The sequence below is a fragment of the Melaminivora sp. genome (assembly GCF_032059615.1).
GTDB lineage: Bacteria > Pseudomonadota > Gammaproteobacteria > Burkholderiales > Burkholderiaceae_C > Melaminivora.
On sequence record NZ_DAMCAM010000017.1, the window covers coordinates 1 to 17294 of the forward strand.

Genomic DNA, 17294 nt, shown 5'->3' on the forward strand with positions numbered 1-17294 from the left:
GGTGCGCCAGACGCTGGCCAGCCTGGCGCGGCGCGGCGAGGTCTTCCAGGTGGTCAAGGATTTGTACTATCCAGCGGCTACACTCGAGCGCCTTGCCGCCCTGGCACGCACTTGCGGCCAGGCCCCCGACGGCCTGCAGGCCGCGGCGTTTCGCGACGCCACGGGCCTGGGGCGCAAGCGGGCCATCCAGGTGCTGGAGTTCTTCAACCGCGTCGGCTTCACCCGCCGGGTGAAGGATGCGCACCTGCTGCGCCCCGGCACCCCGCTGTTCGAGGGCGGCGGCTGAGATTTTCTGGAAGGGAAGCGTCCCTGGTGGGGCGCCCGGGCTTCAAACCCGGTGGACTGCGCCACGCGTGGTCGGAAGGTTCGACTCCTTCTCTCTTCCGCCCCTCCTCCATCACCACCAAAACACTTCGGCTATTTAGCCGCTTTTTCGCGCGCGTTGACCGCCAAAAATCAACGTGTTACGCTTGGTTATCTGGTGTTTTATACAGTATTACACCAACGGCCATGCAACCCGTGTTCAAGGCCAAATCATCATTTTTTGGCCTGTCAAGTGGCCTATAGAACAGATGCCCAAGCGAATACTGGAGATGACAGCGTTGGAGGTCTCGCGCCTGAAGGCAGAGGGCGCCTACTCGGTGGGTGGCGCGGTCGGGCTCCACCTCCAGGTTATCGGCGGCTCGCGCGTGTGGGTCTATCGGTACGTCTTCATGCGGCAGCGCAGGCGCATGGGTCTGGGCAGCTATCCAACGGTGAGCCTGTCTGCGGCACGCGAGGCGGCGCGTGCCGCTCGGGCGCTGCGTGATTCCGGCATCGATCCCATCAAGGATCGACAGGACAGACGCGAAGCCGCCCGGCTCGCCGCCGCGGCGCTGATCCGGTTCGATGATGCGGCCGACGCGTACATCCGCGAGCACGAGAGCACTTGGCGCAACGCGAAGCATGCCCAGCAGTGGCGCAACACGCTGAGCATGTATGCGCACCCCAAGATCGGCAGCGTGTACGTCTCCGACATTGATGCCCAGCATGTACTGCGGGTCATCTCCCCGATCTGGAAGACCAAGACGGAAACCGCCTCGCGCGTGCGTGGCCGCATCGAGCAAATACTGGACTGGGCCACGGCCCACGGCCACCGCACGGGCCCCAACCCCGCGCGTTGGCGCGGGCAGCTGGAGTACATCCTGGCCAACCCCAAGAAACTAGCCCCCGTCCAGCACCTTGCGGCCGTCCCGCTTGCCGATCTGCCGACGGCCTACGCGACGATTGCAGCGGCCTACGGGCAAAGCTCCCGGGCGCTGCGCTTTTTGATCCTCACGGCGGCCCGCTCGGGCGAGGTGCGTGGCATGCTGTGGAGCGAGGTCGATCTGGAGGCCAGCCTGTGGACGGTGCCGGCGGACAGAATGAAGGCGAAGAAGGACCACCGGGTGCCGCTTTCGCGCCAGGCGCTCGCGCTGCTGCGCTCGTTGCCGCGCGAAGCCCACGTAGAGCACGTCTTTCCCTCGACCCGCAAAGGGCCGCTATCCGACATGGCGCTCACCACGCTGATGCGCCGGCACAAACTAGGAGCCGTGCCCCACGGGTTCAGGTCCACCTTCCGCGACTGGGCCGGCGAGATGACGCACCACCCGCGCGACGCGGTGGAGCTGTGCCTGGCCCACACCATTGACACCAAGACCGAGGCCGCCTATCGGCGCGGCGACATGCTGGATAAGCGCGCGGTGATCATGCAGGAGTGGGCCGACTACGCCGCCGGGCCGCTGCCCGCCGCGTAGGGTGGGCGCGCGTCTTCAATCTGCGGCTGCGCCGCCCCAAGCCTTGGGGCAAGCCTGCAGCCACTCAACCACCTCCGACACCAACCAAAACAGCTTGGCGCCCATCTTGCGCGGGTGGGGGAAGGCGCGTTGCTCGATGAGAGCACGCAGGGTGTTCTCGGCAATGCCCAGCTCATCGAGCAGCTGGGCCTTGGTGAAGATGATCCTGCTCATGCGAATAGGTCGCCCTGCCCGTGGCTGCCTGCGCTCATCCGGCGCCAATACAGCGGCTCCAGATCCCATTCGCAGCGAGCACGCTCGCGCCACACATCCATCCCCGGGCCGGGCAGAAGGTCGGCGAACCACCCTCTCATCACGTGTCCATCATCGTGCGGAATGCCGTCTTGCAACCCCCATCGTTCGCCCTCGATGCCAGAACGATGGTTGCTCTCGTCGCCAGCCAACTGGCGCACCACCCGGATGCAGTAGCTGTAGCGGTAAAGCCCGACGGGGCGCAGATAGGCGCCCACGGGTGGCAGCGAGGCGATCACGCCGCGCCCTCGCTCGCCCATTGCACGGCCTCGGTGATCTCGCGCAGCGCCACGCGCAGCCTGGCCAGCTCACGGGCCGCGGCCAGGCCCTGCTCGGCATCCAGCTGCCGCATTTTTCGCACGGTGGCCAGCTCGTCCTCGGCGCGCAGCGCGCGCCGGCGCCAGTGGGTCAACGTCTTGCTGTTGTCGCTCATGACTTACTCGCAAAGCCCGTAGGCAGAGGCGCAGGCGGCCGGCTCATCCAGCACCTGCAGCAGGTCGTACTGCCGGCCGCCGCGCGTGGTCTTGGACCACTCGATGCGCGCCCAGATGTTCAGGTCGGCGAACACCTGGCGACGGTCGGCCGCAGAGTGCGCGTCCGCCATGAAGGTGGAATAGCCGCGCTTGGCGCACATCCCGACGGTGCGCTCCCACTCGGCGATGCGCTGCAGGTGTTCTGGAAAGCGCACGGCGATCTGCCGCAGCTCAGCCTTGCCGCAGTTGATGCAGGGCATGCAGCCCACGCGCGTCATGCCCTGGCGGTATAGCGGATTGGGCTGCACGCCGCGCGCAGCGGCGAAATCGAACACCTGCTGGGCCGTCCACTCCACGATGGGGCGGAAGGTCCACAGGCACGGGCCGACACGCTCGGACTTCTTGGCGTGGCGCCGGTTCGCGGACTCGTCTCGGCGCACGCCCTGCCAGCTGATGACGCGGTGTCCGGCGTCGATCAGGTCCAGCTGGAAGCCGACCGCCATGTTGCGCTTCAGCTCCTCGGTGCAGAACTGGGCCTTGCGGGACGGGAAGCGCCCCTTCCACATGCACAAGTCGAGGAACGGGTTTCCGCTGGGGAACATCACCGACAGCGCGCGGCGCTTGGCCTTGTTCGACCACCGCACCTTGCGGCCACCGTCCCAGCCCTTGGCCTGGCGCGGCGCCAGCTCGCCGGTGGACTCGCCGTCCTCGTCCAGCACCGGGAACAGGCGCACCGCGCCGGCCTTGTCGCGCAGGTACACGGGGTTGCCGGCGCGGTCGGTCTTGGGCACGCGCCGGTATTCGCGGCGGGTGCGCACGTCGCGGGCGATGAACTGGCGCTTTGCTGCCAGCTGCTCGGCGAAGTCGGCCTTGAGGCGGGTGATGGTGATGCCCAGGGCCGCCTCCAGGTAATCGAGATAGTCGTAGACGGCCTGGTCCTCATTGCCGGTATCGCAGAAGATCGGGACGACGCTGCCGGCGGGGCAGCGCTCCAGCGCGATCAGCAGCGTGGCGAGGCTGTCTTTGCCGCCGGAGACGGACACGATATGCAATTTTTTGGCCTGCCCAGTCATGCGGCGACCTCGCCCCCAAACGGCACGATCGCATCCGCCCGCACCCGCCCCAGCTTGATGTCTTCGCTCAACGCCATGGCGCCCGGCAGCACGGCCTGGGCCAGGACGCTGTGCTCGAGCATCAGCTCGGCCGACACCTCCAGGGCCAGCTGCAGCTGCGCGGCCCAGGCGGCGTCCCAGATGCAGCCGTCCACCGCCATGCGCAGCACCTCGGCCAGCGCCTGGTGCAGCCCGGCGCGGTTGTCGCCCGCCACGGGCCGCTGGGCGGCCACCTCGGCGCCGATGCCGAGCATGAAGGCCAGGCGCGACAGCAGCTTGCGCTGCTCGCTGCCATGCTCGACCGCCAGGCAGGCCAGGCCGATCTCGAGCATTTCGTTGTACAGCCACTGCAGCGCAACGGCCTTGCCCACCGGGCTGCACAGCGCAAGGTCTGCGCGGCTGCGCAGGTGCCGGCCCTTCTTCCGGGCCCTCATGCCGCCACCTCGGCCGTGGCCGCCTGCAGCGGCTCCGCTCTCGGCTGTGCTGCCCGCGGCGGGTACATGACCCACAGCCCCAGCCCGCGCGCCAGCTGATGCTCGACCTGCGCGCCGCGCGATTCCTTCCAGCCGGGCAGCAGATAGATAGCGTCGCAGCGCGCCAGCTGGGCAACGGCCAGGCGCATCCAGCCCAGCCACGTGCCGCCGCATGCGGGCAGCCCGTTCTCGGCCGGGTTCTCGACGTTGAAGCCGCGTGCGCGCAGGTGCGCGGCGGCGGCGTGGAAGGCGGGGTAGTTGCTCTCGGGCAGCCCCGTCATCGGACCAGCGATGTACACGCGCATGGCGTCAGCCCTCCACCGGCTCGATGCGCTCGACGCGCAGCACCTGCTTGCCGCTGGCCAGCTGCGCCCGGGCGTGGGCCTGCATGGCGTTGGCCGCCTTGACGCGGATGGTGGGCAGCAGGCCGGCGTCGGCGAGATCCTCGACGTTGGCCGGGTCCCAATCGGTGGGCAACAGGTGCGCGCGGTAGCTGCGCAGCGCCTGGATGTTGTGGATGGGGTGCATGACGGTCCTTTCCTTGTTACGGTTTTGATAGCTGACAGACGAAGCCCACAAAGGTCAAATGCGTGATTTCCTGCGGTTTCAGGCGGCCGGGGCCGGTTGCTCGCAGGGCGTGCACACGCAGCACGGCAGCGCGGCGCGCGCCAGCCGCGCACGCTCGGCGGCGAACACGGCAAGCAGGTGCTCGGTGGTGGTTGCGGCGGCGGGCACGTAGGGGCGCGGCGCGGCGGGTGGTTGGCAGCGCTGGCAAGGCGCGGGCAGGTGTGCGGGCATGGGTTACTCCCTTGCGGTGGCGGGGTGGCTGGCTGGGGCAAGTGCGGGGGCCGGGGCCAGCAGCAGCGCGCGGTCGATGGGCGCGGCGAGGGCCTCGGCCAGGTCGGCCAGCAGCTCGGCGGGCGTGTCCAGCACGTCGCGCTTCATGGCCTCGCGGGCCTCGGGGCCGTCGCCCATCTCGTCGCAGCGGCGGCGGGCGGCGCGCAGGGCATGCATGCGCAGATCGGCCAGCCGCTGGTCGGCTGGGCCCATGCGGCGGCGCGCCTGGGGCGTGGTGGTGTGGGGTGCTGCCTGTTTTTTCATCATTTCCAGGCCTCCTGTCGCTGCAGTTGCTGGATCCGGCGGTAGTGCGCCACCGCTTCGGGCGTGCACCAGTCCTCTTTTTCGTGGTCCCCGCGGCCAAAAACCAGGCGGCGCAGCTCGTGCGTCAGGCGGGCCGTACAGTTATTGAAACCAGTCCAAGCGCGCGGCAAAGCCGCGCGGGCGGGCGCCTCGCCCTGGGCGTCGCCCTGCTCAGGCGTGGCCGCTGCCGCGCCCTCGCCCAGCACCGGGGCCCACATGATTCGGCGGCTCACCAGCCAGCGCCCGGCCATGCGGCCGCGCTGGGCGAGCAGGCCCACCACCCGGCCCACCTTGACCTCCTCGCCGTAGCGATTGACGGCGCCGGCCTCGGGCGGGCGGTGCGCGGTGCGCAGGTGCCACTGGCAGCGGCGCACGGCGTGGCCGCCCATCGCCTCCATGAACAAGCGCCAGTCCGCGCGCAGCTCGCCGCGGCGGTGGCAGGCGTGGTAGGCGCGCAGCGTCTCGCGGTCGCCCTCGCGCTGGAACAGCTCCAGCTGGTCGCCGGTGACGCGGCGCAGCTCGCGCCAGACCGTGACACTGGGCATGCCGATGGTCTGAAACTGCCGGATGCCCCAGGTGGCCGCCCAGGCGTCCACGCGCTGGTGGCCCTGGCCCTGGCCCTGGCCCGGCTCCTGAGCGGGTGCCCGGCCTTCGGACTGCGTGGGGGCGGCGCCGAAATCCATGGTGATCTGCTGGCCGTCCACCAAGTCCTGGTGCTCGGCCAGGGCCAGGTGGCCCACGCTCTTGGCGATGTACTTGGCCACGTAGCCGGCGGCGCCGCCCTTGAGCATGCGCTTGACGTTGATGCGGTTGTCCGCCGCGCCGCGCTCGTCGCCGTCGTCGCTCAGCCAGTAGCGGCGCACCGTGGCCTCGATCTGCTGGGCGCCGGCCTCGGTCTCGGCCCACACCAGCATGTGCCAGTGCGGCGTGGCGTCGTGGTGGGGCTCGGCCACGCGCAGGCCGTACATCTTCACGCCGCGGCGGGCCAGCGCGGCGCGCGTCTTGGCCCACATGTCGCGCAGCCACTGCTGGCCGTCGCGCGGCGTGGCGCCGGCGTATTTGCGGTTGGGCACCGGCCGGCCGCCGCTGCCCTGCTTGACGGGGTGGAAGCGGCTGGGCAGCGTCAGCGTCACGAACAGGCCCACGTGGGCGCGGGCGTCGGCGTATTCCTCGGCGCCGCGGATCCGCGTCATCAGCTCGCCGCCACGGATCAGCGGGTTGGACGTGCCCAGCTCGGCCAGTTCGGCCAGCGTGAAGACCTGGCCGGCCTCGTTGCGGTACAGCGTGCGGCCCAGGGCCTCGGCGTTGCGCTTGAGCTGCGCCTGGCGGCGCGCCATGCCCTCGCTGCTGACGTAGCCGCCCCGGCCCTTGTGCACCAAGCCCAGGCCCACGGCGCCGGCCTCGACTACGCGCGCCACGTGCACGCGCAGTCGGCGCCGCCACCAGGCCGCGTCCTGCGCCCGCTTGATGGCGGGCTCCCCCTGGATGGGCTTGTCTTCCACGATGCCAACGCAGCGGATCAGCATGCGGATGCTGTCCACGCGCTCGGCCAGGCCCAGGGCCTGGCTCTGGCACAGGGCGTCCAGCTCGTCGGCCTCGGCCGCCAGCTTCTTGGCCATGTCGCAGATTTCGTAGTCCTGCAGGTTCCACAGCGTGGCCGCGCCGAAGCGGTCCTCGTGCCCGGCCAGGGCCTGCATCAGGTCCCAGGCCTGCGCCCACTCGGGCGGCTGCGCCAGCCATTCCTGGGCCGTCAGCGCGGCGGCGACGATGGGCGGCGTGCTGCGCTCGAAGCGCGAGCGGATGGCGGCTTGCCAGGTCGCAGGCGCGCAGCGGATCACGCGCTCCATGTGCGCGGCCGCCTTGTGCAGCGTGGGCTTGTTCTTCTCCCACTCGGACAGGCTGCCGTTGGGAAGGACGCGCGGGATGGTCGCCACGGTGCTACACCCTCGCGGCAAGGGCCGTCACGCCGCGCAGGTGGTGGCGGCCATCGCGGATCACCGCCTTGACCGCCTGCTGCTCGGGCTCGGGGAACTCATGCCAGTGGCGGCTGGCCAGCGTGTCCAGGTCGGCCACGTCCACGCCGACGCCGGCCACCATCAGCAGCACCATGCGCCACTGCAGGGGCAACTTGCGCCACTCGGCCGCGGCGGCATCGACGAAGCGGCCTTTGCTGCTGATCTGCACGAACTCGTCGCGCAGCACCATCAGACGCTGCAGCACTTCGCCGCTGGCAGGCGCTGGCGCCTTGGCGGGGGCCTGGGCCACCACTTCCTCGCTAGCGCTCATGCCGGTGCCGCCCCGTTGTTACCATGCGTTGCTTGCAGTACCGCTAGAGCCTTGGCGACATAGCGCAAGGCTGCGCGCAGCTGCGCCACATCAGCATCGGACAGGAGGGAACTTTGACCACCAAGCTCATCAAGGATGTAGAGCCGCTGACCATGGACAGCCAAATACTGGCGGCCATCGAAGAAAACACCCACCCGGACCTGGGCGGGACCGTCATGGTCATTGGGGTGCGCAATGGCGCCGGGCAGCTGTACCGCACGGCCAAGGTCGCAGGCCTGGCCAGCTTCATGGGCGTGGTCGGTGCCCTGCAGGACCTGGGCCTGACTGACGAGCTGGAGCACGAAACCGGCATGCGCGAAGGCTGCGACGCCATCTTCAGTGCCACCGATTAGCTGCGCCGATGGCTGGTGTGCATGGGCGCTCATGCGGCACCTCCTTTGAGCTTGCGCAGGCCGCAGCCGCAGGCGTTGCAGCCCAGGCGCTCCAGCACGTCGAAAGCGCGCTCCCAGGCCTGTTTCAAGTTGGCCGCCAACACGGGTTGCAGACGCAAACCGGCTGCAGTGCGGTAGGTCATGACGTAGCAATTCACAGCTTTCCTCGGTTTTTGGGCAAAAAAAGTCCCTGCCTGGCGCGGCGCGCCTTGCAAAAAGTGGGTTCGGGTGGGTGATGGGTGCCGCTGGCTTTCAGCGGCTGGCGGTCAAGTCGTGTCGGCCGCCTTGGCGCTGCCGGCGAACAGGTCGCCGGTTATGGGTGTGGTGAATTGCGCTTCGTGCTGGGCCTCGCCGGCGTTGTCCAGCACCACGCGCACCATGTCGCGCCGCACGTGGCTGGACAGGGGCAGGTTGACGGTGGGGTCTGGCGTGGCCGATGGGCTCAACGTGCGGACCACCTCGGCCATCACGACGTATGTGTGCCCGCACTCCACGTTGCTGCAGGCGTAGATTGATTCGCGCATCGTGTCGCTGACCATCCGGCTGGTGCGAATCTCGGACGATGCGCGGCAGTGCGGGCACGCCCAGCGCGTGCCCTCGTAGCGCAGCTGCCGCCCCTGGTGGCTGGCGCGCGGGCGCGGCGGCTTGGCCATGCCCAGCGCCAGCACTTCGGCTTTGCTGTTCATCATCGTCATCCCCTCGACGCCGTTTTGTTCGTGCCGCTTTTGAGCGGCTATTTGCTGCTGATTGCTGCCGGGTGGTCAGTGGCCAGCGGCCCGGTCCTGCAGGTAAGCCTCCAGGCCACGCAGGTACATGCGCTTGACGAACACGCTCGTGGGCCGCTCGTCCTCGTCCGCCAGCTGGCGCGCCTGCTCGAACTCGGCGGGCTTGAGGCGCAGGCCCACTAGCTGCGGCCGGCGGGTGGGTTGCTTGGGCGTGGGCTCGTCCAGGCGGCCGGCCTTGCGGTTCTTGGCCACCAGGGCCTGCAGGCCGGTGGGTTGGGTCGTTGCTGCTGCTGTCATGGTGGTCCTTCGTGCCCGGTTGTGGGCTTGTCATCGGGGTGGGGGTGGCGGTTGTCCACCACCAGGCGGGGGCCGGGCCGTATGCCCGTCATGCCGTAGACGCTGCGATCAAGCTGGGCGCTAATTAGCCGCTCGATCACAGCCGTGGTGCTGGGCATGTGCCATGCCTGGCGCAGCCGCTCCAGCTGGTGCTCCAGCTCGGCGGATACCTCCACCAGGTGCTCTTGGGTTTGCATCGCGCATGGCCTGCTGGCGCTGGTCAGCAAATAGCTGCGCCGCCGGCGGCAGTCGCTGCGGGCACGTTGCCCAGGCCCAGCTTCTGCAGCTCTTTCTCGGCGGCCAGCAGGGCCATGTTCTGGATCAGCGTGGCCTTCTGTACGCCCAGGCGGTCGGCCAGCACGGTGATCAGCTGATCGTCCGCGCGCTTGAAACGCACGGTGTGCCGAAAGTCGCGGCGTTGTTGCTTGTCGTCGTATGCCATGTGCTTACCTCCCGCCGAAATCGGCGCGTGTAACATGCGGTTATCGGTGTATGTCGTAATGCGCCGCACTATTGCACGGAATACCGTGCGTGTCAATCAATGAGCACAGATTTCCGTACATCGCTAAGTGAGCGGCTGCGATCTGAGAGGGACAGGCTGGGCCTTTCTCAACCGGACATGGCCGCTCTTGGGAGCGCCAAGCCGCGCACCTATCAGGACTGGGAGAGGGGCATCGCTGCAGTCAGCACGGAATTCCTGTCGGCGGTTGCTGATAGTGGGCTTGATGTCCAGTACGTGGTCACGGGCCGTCGCTCTCCCACTCGGTTGTCCGGCGCTGCGCCAGCACCCGAGCCGCACGACGACGCCGATGCCGTGCGGGTGCCGCTGTACAGCGCGACTGGCAGCATGGGCCCCGGCAATGAGTTCATTACCGAGGATGTGATCCTGGGCGAAGTGCCGGTGTCGCGCCGTTGGCTGGCTGCGCATCTGCCGCGCTCACGTCCTGCAGCGCTGCGTCTGGTGCACGCCTACGGCGACAGCATGGCCGGCACGCTGGAATCAGGCGACTTGGCCCTGGTAGACACCGACCAAACCGTGGCCGATGTGGACGGGGTGTACGTGCTGCAGGCCAACGGCCAGCTGTTCATCAAGCGGGTGACGCGGCGCATGGACGGGCGCTGCGAGGTGTCAAGCGACAACCCGAGCGTGCGCACAGTGGATGTGCTCGATGGCTCGCAGCAGGTGCGCATTTGCGGGCGGGTGGTGTACGGGTGGAACGGGAGGCGCTTCTAGCCATGAGCGTGCTTCATTTCATGTACACCGACGCCGCGGGCGAATCCACGCTTCGCGCGGTATCCAACTGGACCGAGGAAGGCCATTACATCGTTGGCAACTGCGCAGCTGCCGGTGGCGCCCCTCGGACGTTTCGCAAGGACCGCATATCCCGTTACCTTGACGGTTGCGAGGTGGCGCTCGCAACACCGTTTGCCGGCCCGCCTCCCAAGCTCTCTCGCACCCTCCCACAAGACAGCCGGCCCCATATCCTTTTCACCGGCTTTCCTGCCGCCTTGCGCTCGGAGCTTGAACAGCAATGCGCTGCAGCAGGTCTCAAGGTGGTGAAGACCGTCACGCAGCAGCTAGCTTTTCTTTGCGCTGGCCCTAATGCCGGCCCTGCCAAGCTGGCGAATGCTCGCGCACAGGGGGCGTTCATCGTCTTCGAGCCAGATCTCCCCGAGCTGCTCGAATCTGGCGTTCTGCCGGATCACATCGCGGACTAGCTTCTATGCAGCTCGCCCGCCTGGCCCTATTGCTCGCGCTGGTCAGCAGTCGGCCTGGTAGCTGCGGAACACGTTTTCCGATGCGTTGCATGCGCCGCACACGCGCCCCGTGTCTGGCTGCACGCGCACGGCCTTGTCATCCCACAGCGCAATGAGCCCCGGCGCTTTGACGTTGGTCACCTCAAGCTGCGGAAGATCGTTGTCGCTCAGCCATTTTTTAACAGCTGCCGCTCCCACTGCTGTATGCGCGCGCACGGTGAAGATGCGCACTTCAAAGCCCTGCGCCCGCCAGCGTCTCACGCGATCCCACATGGCGCTTATCGGCGCTCCAATGCCGTTCGTCACCCGTGTTGCCAAGGTGCCGTCAAGGTCTACCGCAATCCATTCTTTTGCCATGCGCGCATCTTCCCTCCGAAGGGTCTGTTCTTTCGGTGCGCTTGTTGTGTATGGCGCAGCCACTTCCGTACCTGCCAGATATGCAGGAGTCCGGAGTTCTTCCCGACCGGATCGTCGATTGATCCATGCCGCACGTGATGCTGGCTTTTTCACGAAGAGAGGGTGCCCATGAACAGAAAGATCGTAGGCGGCGTTATTGCCGCATCCCTTTGCGCTGCAGCTCTGCTCTATGCGTCACCGTACCTCACGCTGCACCAAATTCGCGGTGCCATTGAGCGCAAGGATGCCGATGCGGTGTCGGAATACGTGGACTTCCCCGCGCTGCGCGAGAGTGTGAAGGCCCAAATGCTGGTGCGCATGCAGTCCGAGATGGACAAGCCCGAAATGAAGGGCAACCCCTTCGCGGGCTTCGGCCAAGTGCTGGCCATGGGCCTGGTCAACCAGTTCACCGAAACCCTGGTGTCGCCTGCCGGCGTGATGCTGATGCTGGAAAACGGAAAGCCGGGCAAGCCCTCCGACGTGGCTGCCGCGGGGATTGGCGTCGGCGCCAGTGAGCCCGGCAAGCCCCGCAAGGACTTCGCGGTTGACTATCAGGGCTGGTCCAAAGTGCTTGTCCACCCCAAAGGGGAACAGGGCGGCTTCATCTTCAAGCGCGACGGTCTTCTCAGCTGGAAGCTGGTTGGCGTACGCATGGATGACCTGAAGTAACCGTGCTTACTCGGCTACAGCCCGCGCATCATCACCCCCGCCGCGCTCCATCTCCAGCTTGGTTGTGAACCCGCCGTCGCCCAGCGTGTGCGTGGCGGTCTTGACAAGCCAGTCGGTGCCATCGATCTGCGGCTTGAACCCGGCCACCGTGATCGGCGCCTGGGGTGTGATGTCTGGCCTGCCCAGGGCCAGCGTCAGCTCGAAGGTGGCCTTGCCGCGCTCCATGCGCTGCAGCTCGGCCCGGGCGGCGGCCATAGTAGATTGCGAAATTAGAAGGAAAAGTCCATGCCAAAAAAAGACACCGCAGCAAAGCCAGAGGTTTCTGATATGCAGCAACAGTCTTCCGTGCAAATGCTGGAGATCGGAAGGCTGGCTCTTGATTCTGCCAATCCGCGCCTTCCTGAGGCTGTAGAGCGTGATGAGCCATCGATGATGGCCTTCATCGCCGAATCGACAGCCATCGAGGACTTGATGCAAGCGATTGGGCAAAACGGCTTCTTCGAAGGGGAGCCAGTGGTGGCAGTCAGGGAAGGCGGTGAATATGTAATTGTTGAAGGCAACCGCCGATTGACGGCGGTCCGGCTTCTAAATAATCCCTATGTAATAGAAAAGCCATCTGCGCGGATCGTCAGTATTTCAAACGATGCGCAGTATAAACCCGCTGCAATTCCTGTAATCGTAAGGGAAACCCGCGCAGAAGTTCTGCCATACCTCGGCTTTAGGCACATTACAGGAGTCAAGCAGTGGGAGCCGCTGGCAAAGGCCCGTTATATCGAGCAAATATTCAATAGCACAGATAATTCGCTTCCGCCAGATGCCCGGTATGCGCAGGTTGCCAAAACTATAGGCAGCCGGAAAGACCATATACGCCGCAATCTTGATGCCTTGGCTGTGTATAGACACATCAAAGAGAACGATTTTTTTAACATTCCCGACCTGTCTGAGAGAACCATTAGGTTCGCTGTGCTTTCAACTGCAATAGCGGACGAGCGCATAGGCGCGTATGTCGGGGCCTCGGAGGCGGCCAACTCGGCAGCAAACGAAGACGAAGATTTTATCCCTACGAACCCCATTATCGAACCCGGGGCGCTGAAAAAACAGCATATCAAGGAGCTAGCGGAGTGGCTCTACAAAACCGATGAAAAAGGCGCAACCCGGGTTGGGGAAAGTAGAAATTTAAGACAGCTGTCAGCTGTTGTTTCTACGCCAAAAGCTTTGGAGGCATTCAAATCTGGCAGCACTCTTTCTTACGCCTACAGGATAACCAAGGGAGCAAGTGAGGAGCTCAAAGAACTACTATACGAAGCAGAAAATGTGCTTACGCGAGCTGTGGGCTTCGTTGCAAATGTCAGCTATGACATGGAGCTATATGAAATAGCGAAGCAGCTGCGCGAAAAAATTGTCCTTATCGGAAAAACCCTTAAAGACAAGCAGATTTCTAGCGATGACTTTTAAGATTGGCCCTGTTCATAGAAACGTCCCTCATTTACTAGCAGACTTGGTCGAATTGTTGCTAGTAGTGGGCTATGACAAAATGACCCATATCGCAAGGCAGAGCGCAGAGGCCATCGTCATGGCTTCTGAAACTCACCCTGAAGAGCTCGACGAGCAGGAAGCCGAAAGCTCAGGTGCAGAATCAGACGCTGAGAAGCACGACTTCTCTTTCATCGCGATGGATGACGTGTGGAAAGTACTGCAGTACCGGGATAAATTCTTCGGAGAGAATTACCCCTTTGATATTGATGGCGACTCAATAAGGCCAGCATTGGAGTTGTCAGAAGGTGGCAGGCTCTACCGGTTCCTTTTGGCGTGCTCCCGGCTGAAATCTTTTTCAAGACAGCAGCGTTACGAATGGGCTAGAGGGTTCGCCACGCTAAGCGCCTTTTCTCTAAAGCAGGGGATGCCCGAAGCAGCGCTTGTCAGAATCTTCGATGCAAATTCTGACGACCGAAAGAGCTATTACACGACTGATCTGCGCCAGGCATTGGAAATTTTGGGAGATGATCTCCACGCATTCTTTGTTAATAAATCCGAGTGTCAAAAAATCCACCCTTCCGGAGATGCCTCGCTAGACATAGTCGGCATCTACCCATTTTTAGATGGTGCGTCCGGGACAATCGCGATATTGGGACAATGCGCCGCAAGAGAAACAGAATGGCCCTCTAAAAGATTTGAGGGAAGCCCCGCAACACTAAGCACCTACTTTACTCTCACAAGTACGCCTCAGCACGTAACGTTCATCCCTCTAAGCTTCCGTCTTTCCACTGGCGGTTGGGTGGATGCAAGCAAAGTTACCGGCACGTTAGTTATTGACCGGGGACGGATGCTTAGCCTCTCGTTGCGTTCTAAAAGTCTAACGCAAATAATTGACTCGGAGTGGTTCAAGAAGTTCGAGGCAGCAATAAATATAACTGTTGCATAAGTATCACCAGATATCCGGAAGCATCCTAGCAACCGCTTCAAATAGTGGAGGCGGCACAGCATTCCCGGCAACTTTATATTTCATATCTAGGCTGCCAGCTTCTGTTTCTGGAAATTCGAAGCCCTTCGCAAATCCCTGCAGGCGTGCGGCCTCGCGATAAGTAAACCGGCGTGCGGGACTGTCTGTCTCAAACCGCCATTCGTTGTGCTGCACCTTGACCATCGCCGGGCTGATGGGGTGCAGCGGCATGTGCCTTGGGTTGGCCACAATGGTTCGGGAAGTCTCGTCCCAGCCGTTGCGTCGGTCGCGCGACATGTAATACCAGTGGAAATCCTTTGTATAGAACTCGCCTTCCGGCCATTCGGGCAGGTCGCCGATGGCGTCGCGGATAGTCACAGTCGGCCTGTCCCTCCCTTCGCCGTGTGTGGGGACAGGGAACTCGTAGCGCGCGCCCATATCGCTGCGTATGCCGACAATGAAAATGCGCCTGCGCTCTTGCGCCACGCCGAAGTCGGCTGCGTTCAGCACTTCCGCCTTGACCTCGTAGCCTGCTGCCGTGAATACCTTGATTTGATCTTCTAGCAAATGCCGGAAGTTCTTGCGCACCATGCCGGAGACGTTTTCGACGATAAAAGCCTTGGGCCTAACAAGGCTGAGCGCCCTGGCAAACTCCAGGTACAGCTTGTTGATCTTGGCGTCCGGGTTGCGCACACCTCCCTGGCTGAAGCCCTGGCAGGGGTAGCAGCCGGCAAGCAGGTCAGCCTTGGGGAAGTGGCGGATTTTTGACACATCCTTGACCTGGTAGTCGGTCTCCGGATGGTTGGCCAAGTACACATCCCGCGCATAGGGCAGGATGTCGTTGGTCATGACCACTTCGAACCCTGCAGCCAGAATTCCGGCGTCGGACCCGCCGCAGCCTGTGAAAAGAGAGATCGCTTTCATGATGGTTCTTTGCGCAAGGCGGCAGTTTAGCGGTCCAATGCCGCCCTGGCCATAGGCAAAAGCGGTTTCCCGCAGCCTGAACGCTTCTGCGCAGGACACCCGTCGGCGATGTACTCTTGGCGCGATGGACACGCTCAGCCCAGATGCCCGCAGCCGCTTGATGTCCCGGATCAAAGGGAAGAACACCAAGCCCGAGATGGCGGTGCGCTCGGCGGCGCACAGCCTGGGCCTGCGCTTCCGCCTGCACGACAAGCACCTACCTGGCTGCCCGGACCTCGTGCTGCCAAAGCATCGCACCGTCATCTTCGTGCATGGCTGCTTCTGGCACCGCCATGGCTGCAAGCTGGCATCCAACCCAAAGAGCCGGCAGGACTACTGGGGCCCTAAGTTCGAGCGCAATGTGCGGCGCGATGCCGAGCACCGCGCGGCTCTGGAGGCCGCAGGCTGGCGCGTAGCTGTGATCTGGGAGTGCGAAGCAAGGGCGCCGGATGCGCTACAGGCCAGGCTCATCGAACTGTTCGGCTTGCGCTGCGGCTCCTAGGCGGGCGGCCTGCGCTCCGTGCGCCTGGCGGGCGCATCGCCATCCACTCCGCGCCTCTCCATCTCCATGCGCGTGGTCAGCCCGTTGTCATCCAGGCTGTGCTCCACCGTCTTGCACAGCCAGTCGGTCCCGTCGATCTCGGGCTTGAAGCCGCGCACGTTGACCGGCGTCTGCACCATCAGCGCGGGCTGGCCGACAGCCAGGGTGATCTCCAGCGTGGCGGCGCCGCGCTCGATGCGGCCCAGCTCGGCCTCGGCGGCGGCCATGGCGTCGTCTTCAGTGGCGTAGCTGTCGCGCAGGGTTTTCAGGTTGTCCTCGGTGCCAGCGATGGCGCCTTTCTTCTCGGCTGCGCCAGGGTCATGCCATAGGGCGCGCACGCCGGTATAGCTGTCGCGCGCGGCGGCGTGGTAGCGGTGGCGGTCGCCAGCGGCGCGGGTCAGCACGGTGGCGTCCAGCTCTTCGCTGCTGGCGGTGCGGGTGCTGCCGATGGGCAGGAACACCAGCCGGCCTTTTTTGACGGTGGCCACGGCATCGTGCTGGCGGCCCAGGCGGGTCAGGAAGTGCACGTCGCTTTCGTTCGTCTGATCGACGTGCGGCACTGGGATGTTGGCCAGGCTGGCGTCCACCTTGGATTGCAGGCCATTCTTGGCGGCGATGCCCTGCACGATCTGGCCCAGCGTGGCCTGGTGCCAGCTTTGCGTAGCGCGCTGGCGCAGGGTTGCGCGCAGCTCGGCGCTGCGGCAGCGCAGCTGCACCACGTCGGGGACGCCGCTGTGCTCGATCTCGTCAACCAGGTACGTGCCCTTGTCCACCATGCCCGTGTGGCGGTAGCCCAGGTGCAAGGCGACGGTGGCGCCCACGGGCGGCAAGGCCAAGTTGCCGGTGGAATCGTCCAGGGTGATGTCCAGCTGATCGGCCTCTTCGCCGCGGCTTTCGCGCAGGGTCAGGCGCATCAGCAGCGGGCGCACGGTCTGCGAAATATCCCGGCCGTTGACCTCCAGCCGGTATTGCACCTGCCGGTACTCGGTGCCGGCGTCGTGCAGGTCCACGGCCATCACATCCACCAATCCCAGTCGTCGCCGGTCCACCAGTCGCCCCAGTCGTCGCCGCCATCGGTGCCGCCGCCGGGGTCGGCCAGGGCATCGTCCACGCGCGCCAGCGACACGGTGAACTCGACGCGGCGGGCCACGCCCTCGCGCACGAAGATGGAGCCCGTTTCCTCCACGTTCTCGATCACCCAGGCGCCGAAGGCCTCGCCGGCGCCGTTGACCAGGGCGTAGGCCTTGCCCTGGCCGGCCATGTCGCGCAGGCGGTCCAGCGCGCGGCGGTCGCCCATGAATTCGGGTGCCTGCAGGCCGCTCAGCGTGATGGTTTCGTCGCCCGGTCCCACGTACTGGCGCGCCGGCCTGGCGCCCACGCGGCTGTTGCTGGGGTGGCGCCAGCTGCTGGCGCGGCGCAGGTCCTGGTAGGCGAGGGTATCGAGGGCAAAAACAAACTGCCCCAGGGCGGCCATCATGGTGGGCG

General features: G+C 65.1%; 29 protein-coding genes, 1 tRNA gene and 2 pseudogenes. 11 read left to right on the plus strand and 21 right to left on the minus strand.

Features of this window, described 5'->3' with window-relative positions; genetic code table 11:
* The 3 genes from RT051_RS05400 to RT051_RS05410 form a co-directional block, all read left to right on the plus strand.
* Positions 1-286 (plus strand): SelB C-terminal domain-containing protein (locus RT051_RS05400; protein ID WP_313073227.1); only part of this gene is annotated, 286 nt, incomplete at its 5' end.
* Between the two features lie 8 nt (positions 287-294).
* Positions 295-386: transfer RNA gene (locus tag RT051_RS05405), tRNA-Sec, on the plus strand.
* A gap of 186 nt (positions 387-572) precedes the next feature.
* A complete protein-coding gene (locus RT051_RS05410; protein WP_313073232.1) occupies positions 573-1775 on the plus strand; it encodes a phage integrase central domain-containing protein in 1203 nt (400 codons plus the stop codon).
* A gap of 15 nt (positions 1776-1790) precedes the next feature.
* Here RT051_RS05410 and RT051_RS05415 read toward each other — a convergent pair whose 3' ends face one another.
* The 11 genes from RT051_RS05415 to RT051_RS05465 all read right to left on the minus strand — a co-directional run bounded on the left by RT051_RS05415 (position 1791) and on the right by RT051_RS05465 (position 7550).
* Positions 1791-1988: a hypothetical protein gene (locus tag RT051_RS05415; protein ID WP_313073236.1), complete on the minus strand. Its 198-nt coding sequence runs from the start codon at positions 1986-1988 to the stop codon at positions 1791-1793.
* Positions 1985-2305: a hypothetical protein gene (locus RT051_RS05420; RefSeq protein ID WP_313073241.1), complete on the minus strand. Its 321-nt coding sequence runs from the start codon at positions 2303-2305 to the stop codon at positions 1985-1987. Before RT051_RS05420 ends, RT051_RS05415 begins: the two co-directional genes overlap by 4 nt.
* Entirely contained in the window at positions 2302-2499 is a 198-nt protein-coding gene (locus tag RT051_RS05425) for a hypothetical protein (RefSeq protein ID WP_313073245.1), read from the minus strand. Before RT051_RS05425 ends, RT051_RS05420 begins: the two co-directional genes overlap by 4 nt.
* Before the next feature lie 3 nt (positions 2500-2502).
* Positions 2503-3582, minus strand: a complete 1080-nt coding sequence (locus RT051_RS05430) for a phosphoadenosine phosphosulfate reductase family protein (RefSeq protein WP_313073250.1) — start codon at positions 3580-3582, stop codon at positions 2503-2505.
* A 26-nt stretch (positions 3583-3608) separates the two neighbouring features.
* Complete coding sequence (locus tag RT051_RS05435) at positions 3609-4085, minus strand: hypothetical protein (RefSeq protein ID WP_313073255.1); 477 nt, start codon at positions 4083-4085, stop codon at positions 3609-3611.
* Positions 4082-4429, minus strand: a complete 348-nt coding sequence (locus RT051_RS05440; protein WP_313073260.1) for a DUF4406 domain-containing protein — start codon at positions 4427-4429, stop codon at positions 4082-4084. Before RT051_RS05440 ends, RT051_RS05435 begins: the two co-directional genes overlap by 4 nt.
* Positions 4430-4433: 4 nt before the next feature.
* The gene (locus tag RT051_RS05445) at positions 4434-4652 is read right to left on the minus strand and encodes a hypothetical protein (RefSeq protein WP_313073263.1); all 219 of its coding nucleotides are present in this window, start codon (positions 4650-4652) and stop codon (positions 4434-4436) included.
* Positions 4653-4730: 78 nt separating this feature from the next.
* Positions 4731-4922, minus strand: coding sequence for a hypothetical protein (locus RT051_RS05450; protein WP_313073268.1), 192 nt, complete (start codon positions 4920-4922; stop codon positions 4731-4733).
* 3 nt (positions 4923-4925) lie between these two features.
* A complete protein-coding gene (locus RT051_RS05455; RefSeq protein ID WP_313073272.1) occupies positions 4926-5228 on the minus strand; it encodes a hypothetical protein in 303 nt (100 codons plus the stop codon).
* Positions 5225-7198: a replication endonuclease gene (locus tag RT051_RS05460; RefSeq protein WP_313073276.1), complete on the minus strand. Its 1974-nt coding sequence runs from the start codon at positions 7196-7198 to the stop codon at positions 5225-5227. Before RT051_RS05460 ends, RT051_RS05455 begins: the two co-directional genes overlap by 4 nt.
* Positions 7199-7202: 4 nt before the next feature.
* The gene (locus RT051_RS05465; RefSeq protein WP_313073280.1) at positions 7203-7550 is read right to left on the minus strand and encodes a hypothetical protein; all 348 of its coding nucleotides are present in this window, start codon (positions 7548-7550) and stop codon (positions 7203-7205) included.
* Between the two features lie 113 nt (positions 7551-7663).
* On the opposite strand from RT051_RS05465, the gene RT051_RS05470 reads away from it, so the two are divergent.
* On the plus strand, positions 7664-7942 hold the full coding sequence (locus RT051_RS05470; RefSeq protein ID WP_313073285.1) for a hypothetical protein: 279 nt from the start codon (positions 7664-7666) through the stop codon (positions 7940-7942).
* 29 nt (positions 7943-7971) lie between these two features.
* On the opposite strand, the gene RT051_RS05475 is transcribed toward RT051_RS05470, so the two are convergent.
* The 5 genes from RT051_RS05475 to RT051_RS05495 all read right to left on the minus strand — a co-directional run bounded on the left by RT051_RS05475 (position 7972) and on the right by RT051_RS05495 (position 9484).
* The gene (locus tag RT051_RS05475) at positions 7972-8124 is read right to left on the minus strand and encodes a hypothetical protein (RefSeq protein WP_313073289.1); all 153 of its coding nucleotides are present in this window, start codon (positions 8122-8124) and stop codon (positions 7972-7974) included.
* A 123-nt stretch (positions 8125-8247) separates the two neighbouring features.
* The gene (locus RT051_RS05480; RefSeq protein WP_313073294.1) at positions 8248-8670 is read right to left on the minus strand and encodes an ogr/Delta-like zinc finger family protein; all 423 of its coding nucleotides are present in this window, start codon (positions 8668-8670) and stop codon (positions 8248-8250) included.
* A gap of 72 nt (positions 8671-8742) precedes the next feature.
* Positions 8743-9003: a hypothetical protein gene (locus RT051_RS05485; RefSeq protein WP_313073298.1), complete on the minus strand. Its 261-nt coding sequence runs from the start codon at positions 9001-9003 to the stop codon at positions 8743-8745.
* The gene (locus RT051_RS05490) at positions 9000-9239 is read right to left on the minus strand and encodes a hypothetical protein (RefSeq protein WP_313073301.1); all 240 of its coding nucleotides are present in this window, start codon (positions 9237-9239) and stop codon (positions 9000-9002) included. The genes RT051_RS05485 and RT051_RS05490 overlap by 4 nt, the downstream gene beginning before the upstream one ends.
* 23 nt (positions 9240-9262) lie before the next feature.
* Positions 9263-9484 (minus strand): hypothetical protein, encoded by a 222-nt coding sequence (locus RT051_RS05495; RefSeq protein WP_313073305.1) that lies wholly within the window; start codon positions 9482-9484, stop codon positions 9263-9265.
* A 99-nt stretch (positions 9485-9583) separates the two neighbouring features.
* Between RT051_RS05495 and RT051_RS14680 the strand changes: the two are divergent.
* The 3 genes and pseudogenes from RT051_RS14680 to RT051_RS05505 form a co-directional block, all read left to right on the plus strand.
* Positions 9584-9745 (plus strand): annotated as a pseudogene (locus tag RT051_RS14680) (helix-turn-helix domain-containing protein); the annotation flags it as partial.
* A 63-nt stretch (positions 9746-9808) separates the two neighbouring features.
* Positions 9809-10276 (plus strand): S24 family peptidase, encoded by a 468-nt coding sequence (locus RT051_RS05500; protein ID WP_313073309.1) that lies wholly within the window; start codon positions 9809-9811, stop codon positions 10274-10276.
* A gap of 2 nt (positions 10277-10278) precedes the next feature.
* Positions 10279-10761: a hypothetical protein gene (locus RT051_RS05505; RefSeq protein WP_313073316.1), complete on the plus strand. Its 483-nt coding sequence runs from the start codon at positions 10279-10281 to the stop codon at positions 10759-10761.
* A gap of 42 nt (positions 10762-10803) precedes the next feature.
* On the opposite strand, the gene RT051_RS05510 is transcribed toward RT051_RS05505, so the two are convergent.
* The gene (locus RT051_RS05510; protein WP_313073322.1) at positions 10804-11157 is read right to left on the minus strand and encodes a hypothetical protein; all 354 of its coding nucleotides are present in this window, start codon (positions 11155-11157) and stop codon (positions 10804-10806) included.
* A 168-nt stretch (positions 11158-11325) separates the two neighbouring features.
* On the opposite strand from RT051_RS05510, the gene RT051_RS05515 reads away from it, so the two are divergent.
* Positions 11326-11865 (plus strand): DUF2939 domain-containing protein, encoded by a 540-nt coding sequence (locus RT051_RS05515; RefSeq protein ID WP_313073324.1) that lies wholly within the window; start codon positions 11326-11328, stop codon positions 11863-11865.
* Positions 11866-11871: 6 nt separating this feature from the next.
* On the opposite strand, the pseudogene RT051_RS05520 reads toward RT051_RS05515, so the two are convergent.
* A pseudogene (locus RT051_RS05520) lies at positions 11872-12117 on the minus strand (phage late control D family protein); the annotation flags it as partial.
* A 33-nt stretch (positions 12118-12150) separates the two neighbouring features.
* On the opposite strand from RT051_RS05520, the gene RT051_RS05525 reads away from it, so the two are divergent.
* Together RT051_RS05525 and RT051_RS05530 are read left to right on the plus strand one after the other, a co-directional pair.
* Positions 12151-13320: a ParB N-terminal domain-containing protein gene (locus tag RT051_RS05525; protein WP_313073327.1), complete on the plus strand. Its 1170-nt coding sequence runs from the start codon at positions 12151-12153 to the stop codon at positions 13318-13320.
* 79 nt (positions 13321-13399) lie between these two features.
* Entirely contained in the window at positions 13400-14287 is an 888-nt protein-coding gene (locus tag RT051_RS05530; protein ID WP_313073330.1) for a hypothetical protein, read from the plus strand.
* Between the two features lie 3 nt (positions 14288-14290).
* Here the strand turns inward: RT051_RS05530 and RT051_RS05535 are convergent, their stop codons facing one another.
* Entirely contained in the window at positions 14291-15229 is a 939-nt protein-coding gene (locus RT051_RS05535) for a DNA cytosine methyltransferase (protein WP_313073332.1), read from the minus strand.
* A gap of 124 nt (positions 15230-15353) precedes the next feature.
* On the opposite strand from RT051_RS05535, the gene RT051_RS05540 reads away from it, so the two are divergent.
* Positions 15354-15770 (plus strand): very short patch repair endonuclease, encoded by a 417-nt coding sequence (locus tag RT051_RS05540; protein WP_313073334.1) that lies wholly within the window; start codon positions 15354-15356, stop codon positions 15768-15770.
* On the opposite strand, the gene RT051_RS05545 is transcribed toward RT051_RS05540, so the two are convergent.
* Together RT051_RS05545 and RT051_RS05550 are read right to left on the minus strand one after the other, a co-directional pair.
* Positions 15767-16825, minus strand: a complete 1059-nt coding sequence (locus RT051_RS05545) for a contractile injection system protein, VgrG/Pvc8 family (RefSeq protein ID WP_313073340.1) — start codon at positions 16823-16825, stop codon at positions 15767-15769. The genes RT051_RS05540 and RT051_RS05545 overlap by 4 nt on opposite strands.
* Positions 16825-17286: a phage tail protein gene (locus RT051_RS05550; RefSeq protein ID WP_313073343.1), complete on the minus strand. Its 462-nt coding sequence runs from the start codon at positions 17284-17286 to the stop codon at positions 16825-16827. The genes RT051_RS05545 and RT051_RS05550 overlap by 1 nt, the downstream gene beginning before the upstream one ends.
* Positions 17287-17294 lie beyond the last annotated feature (8 nt).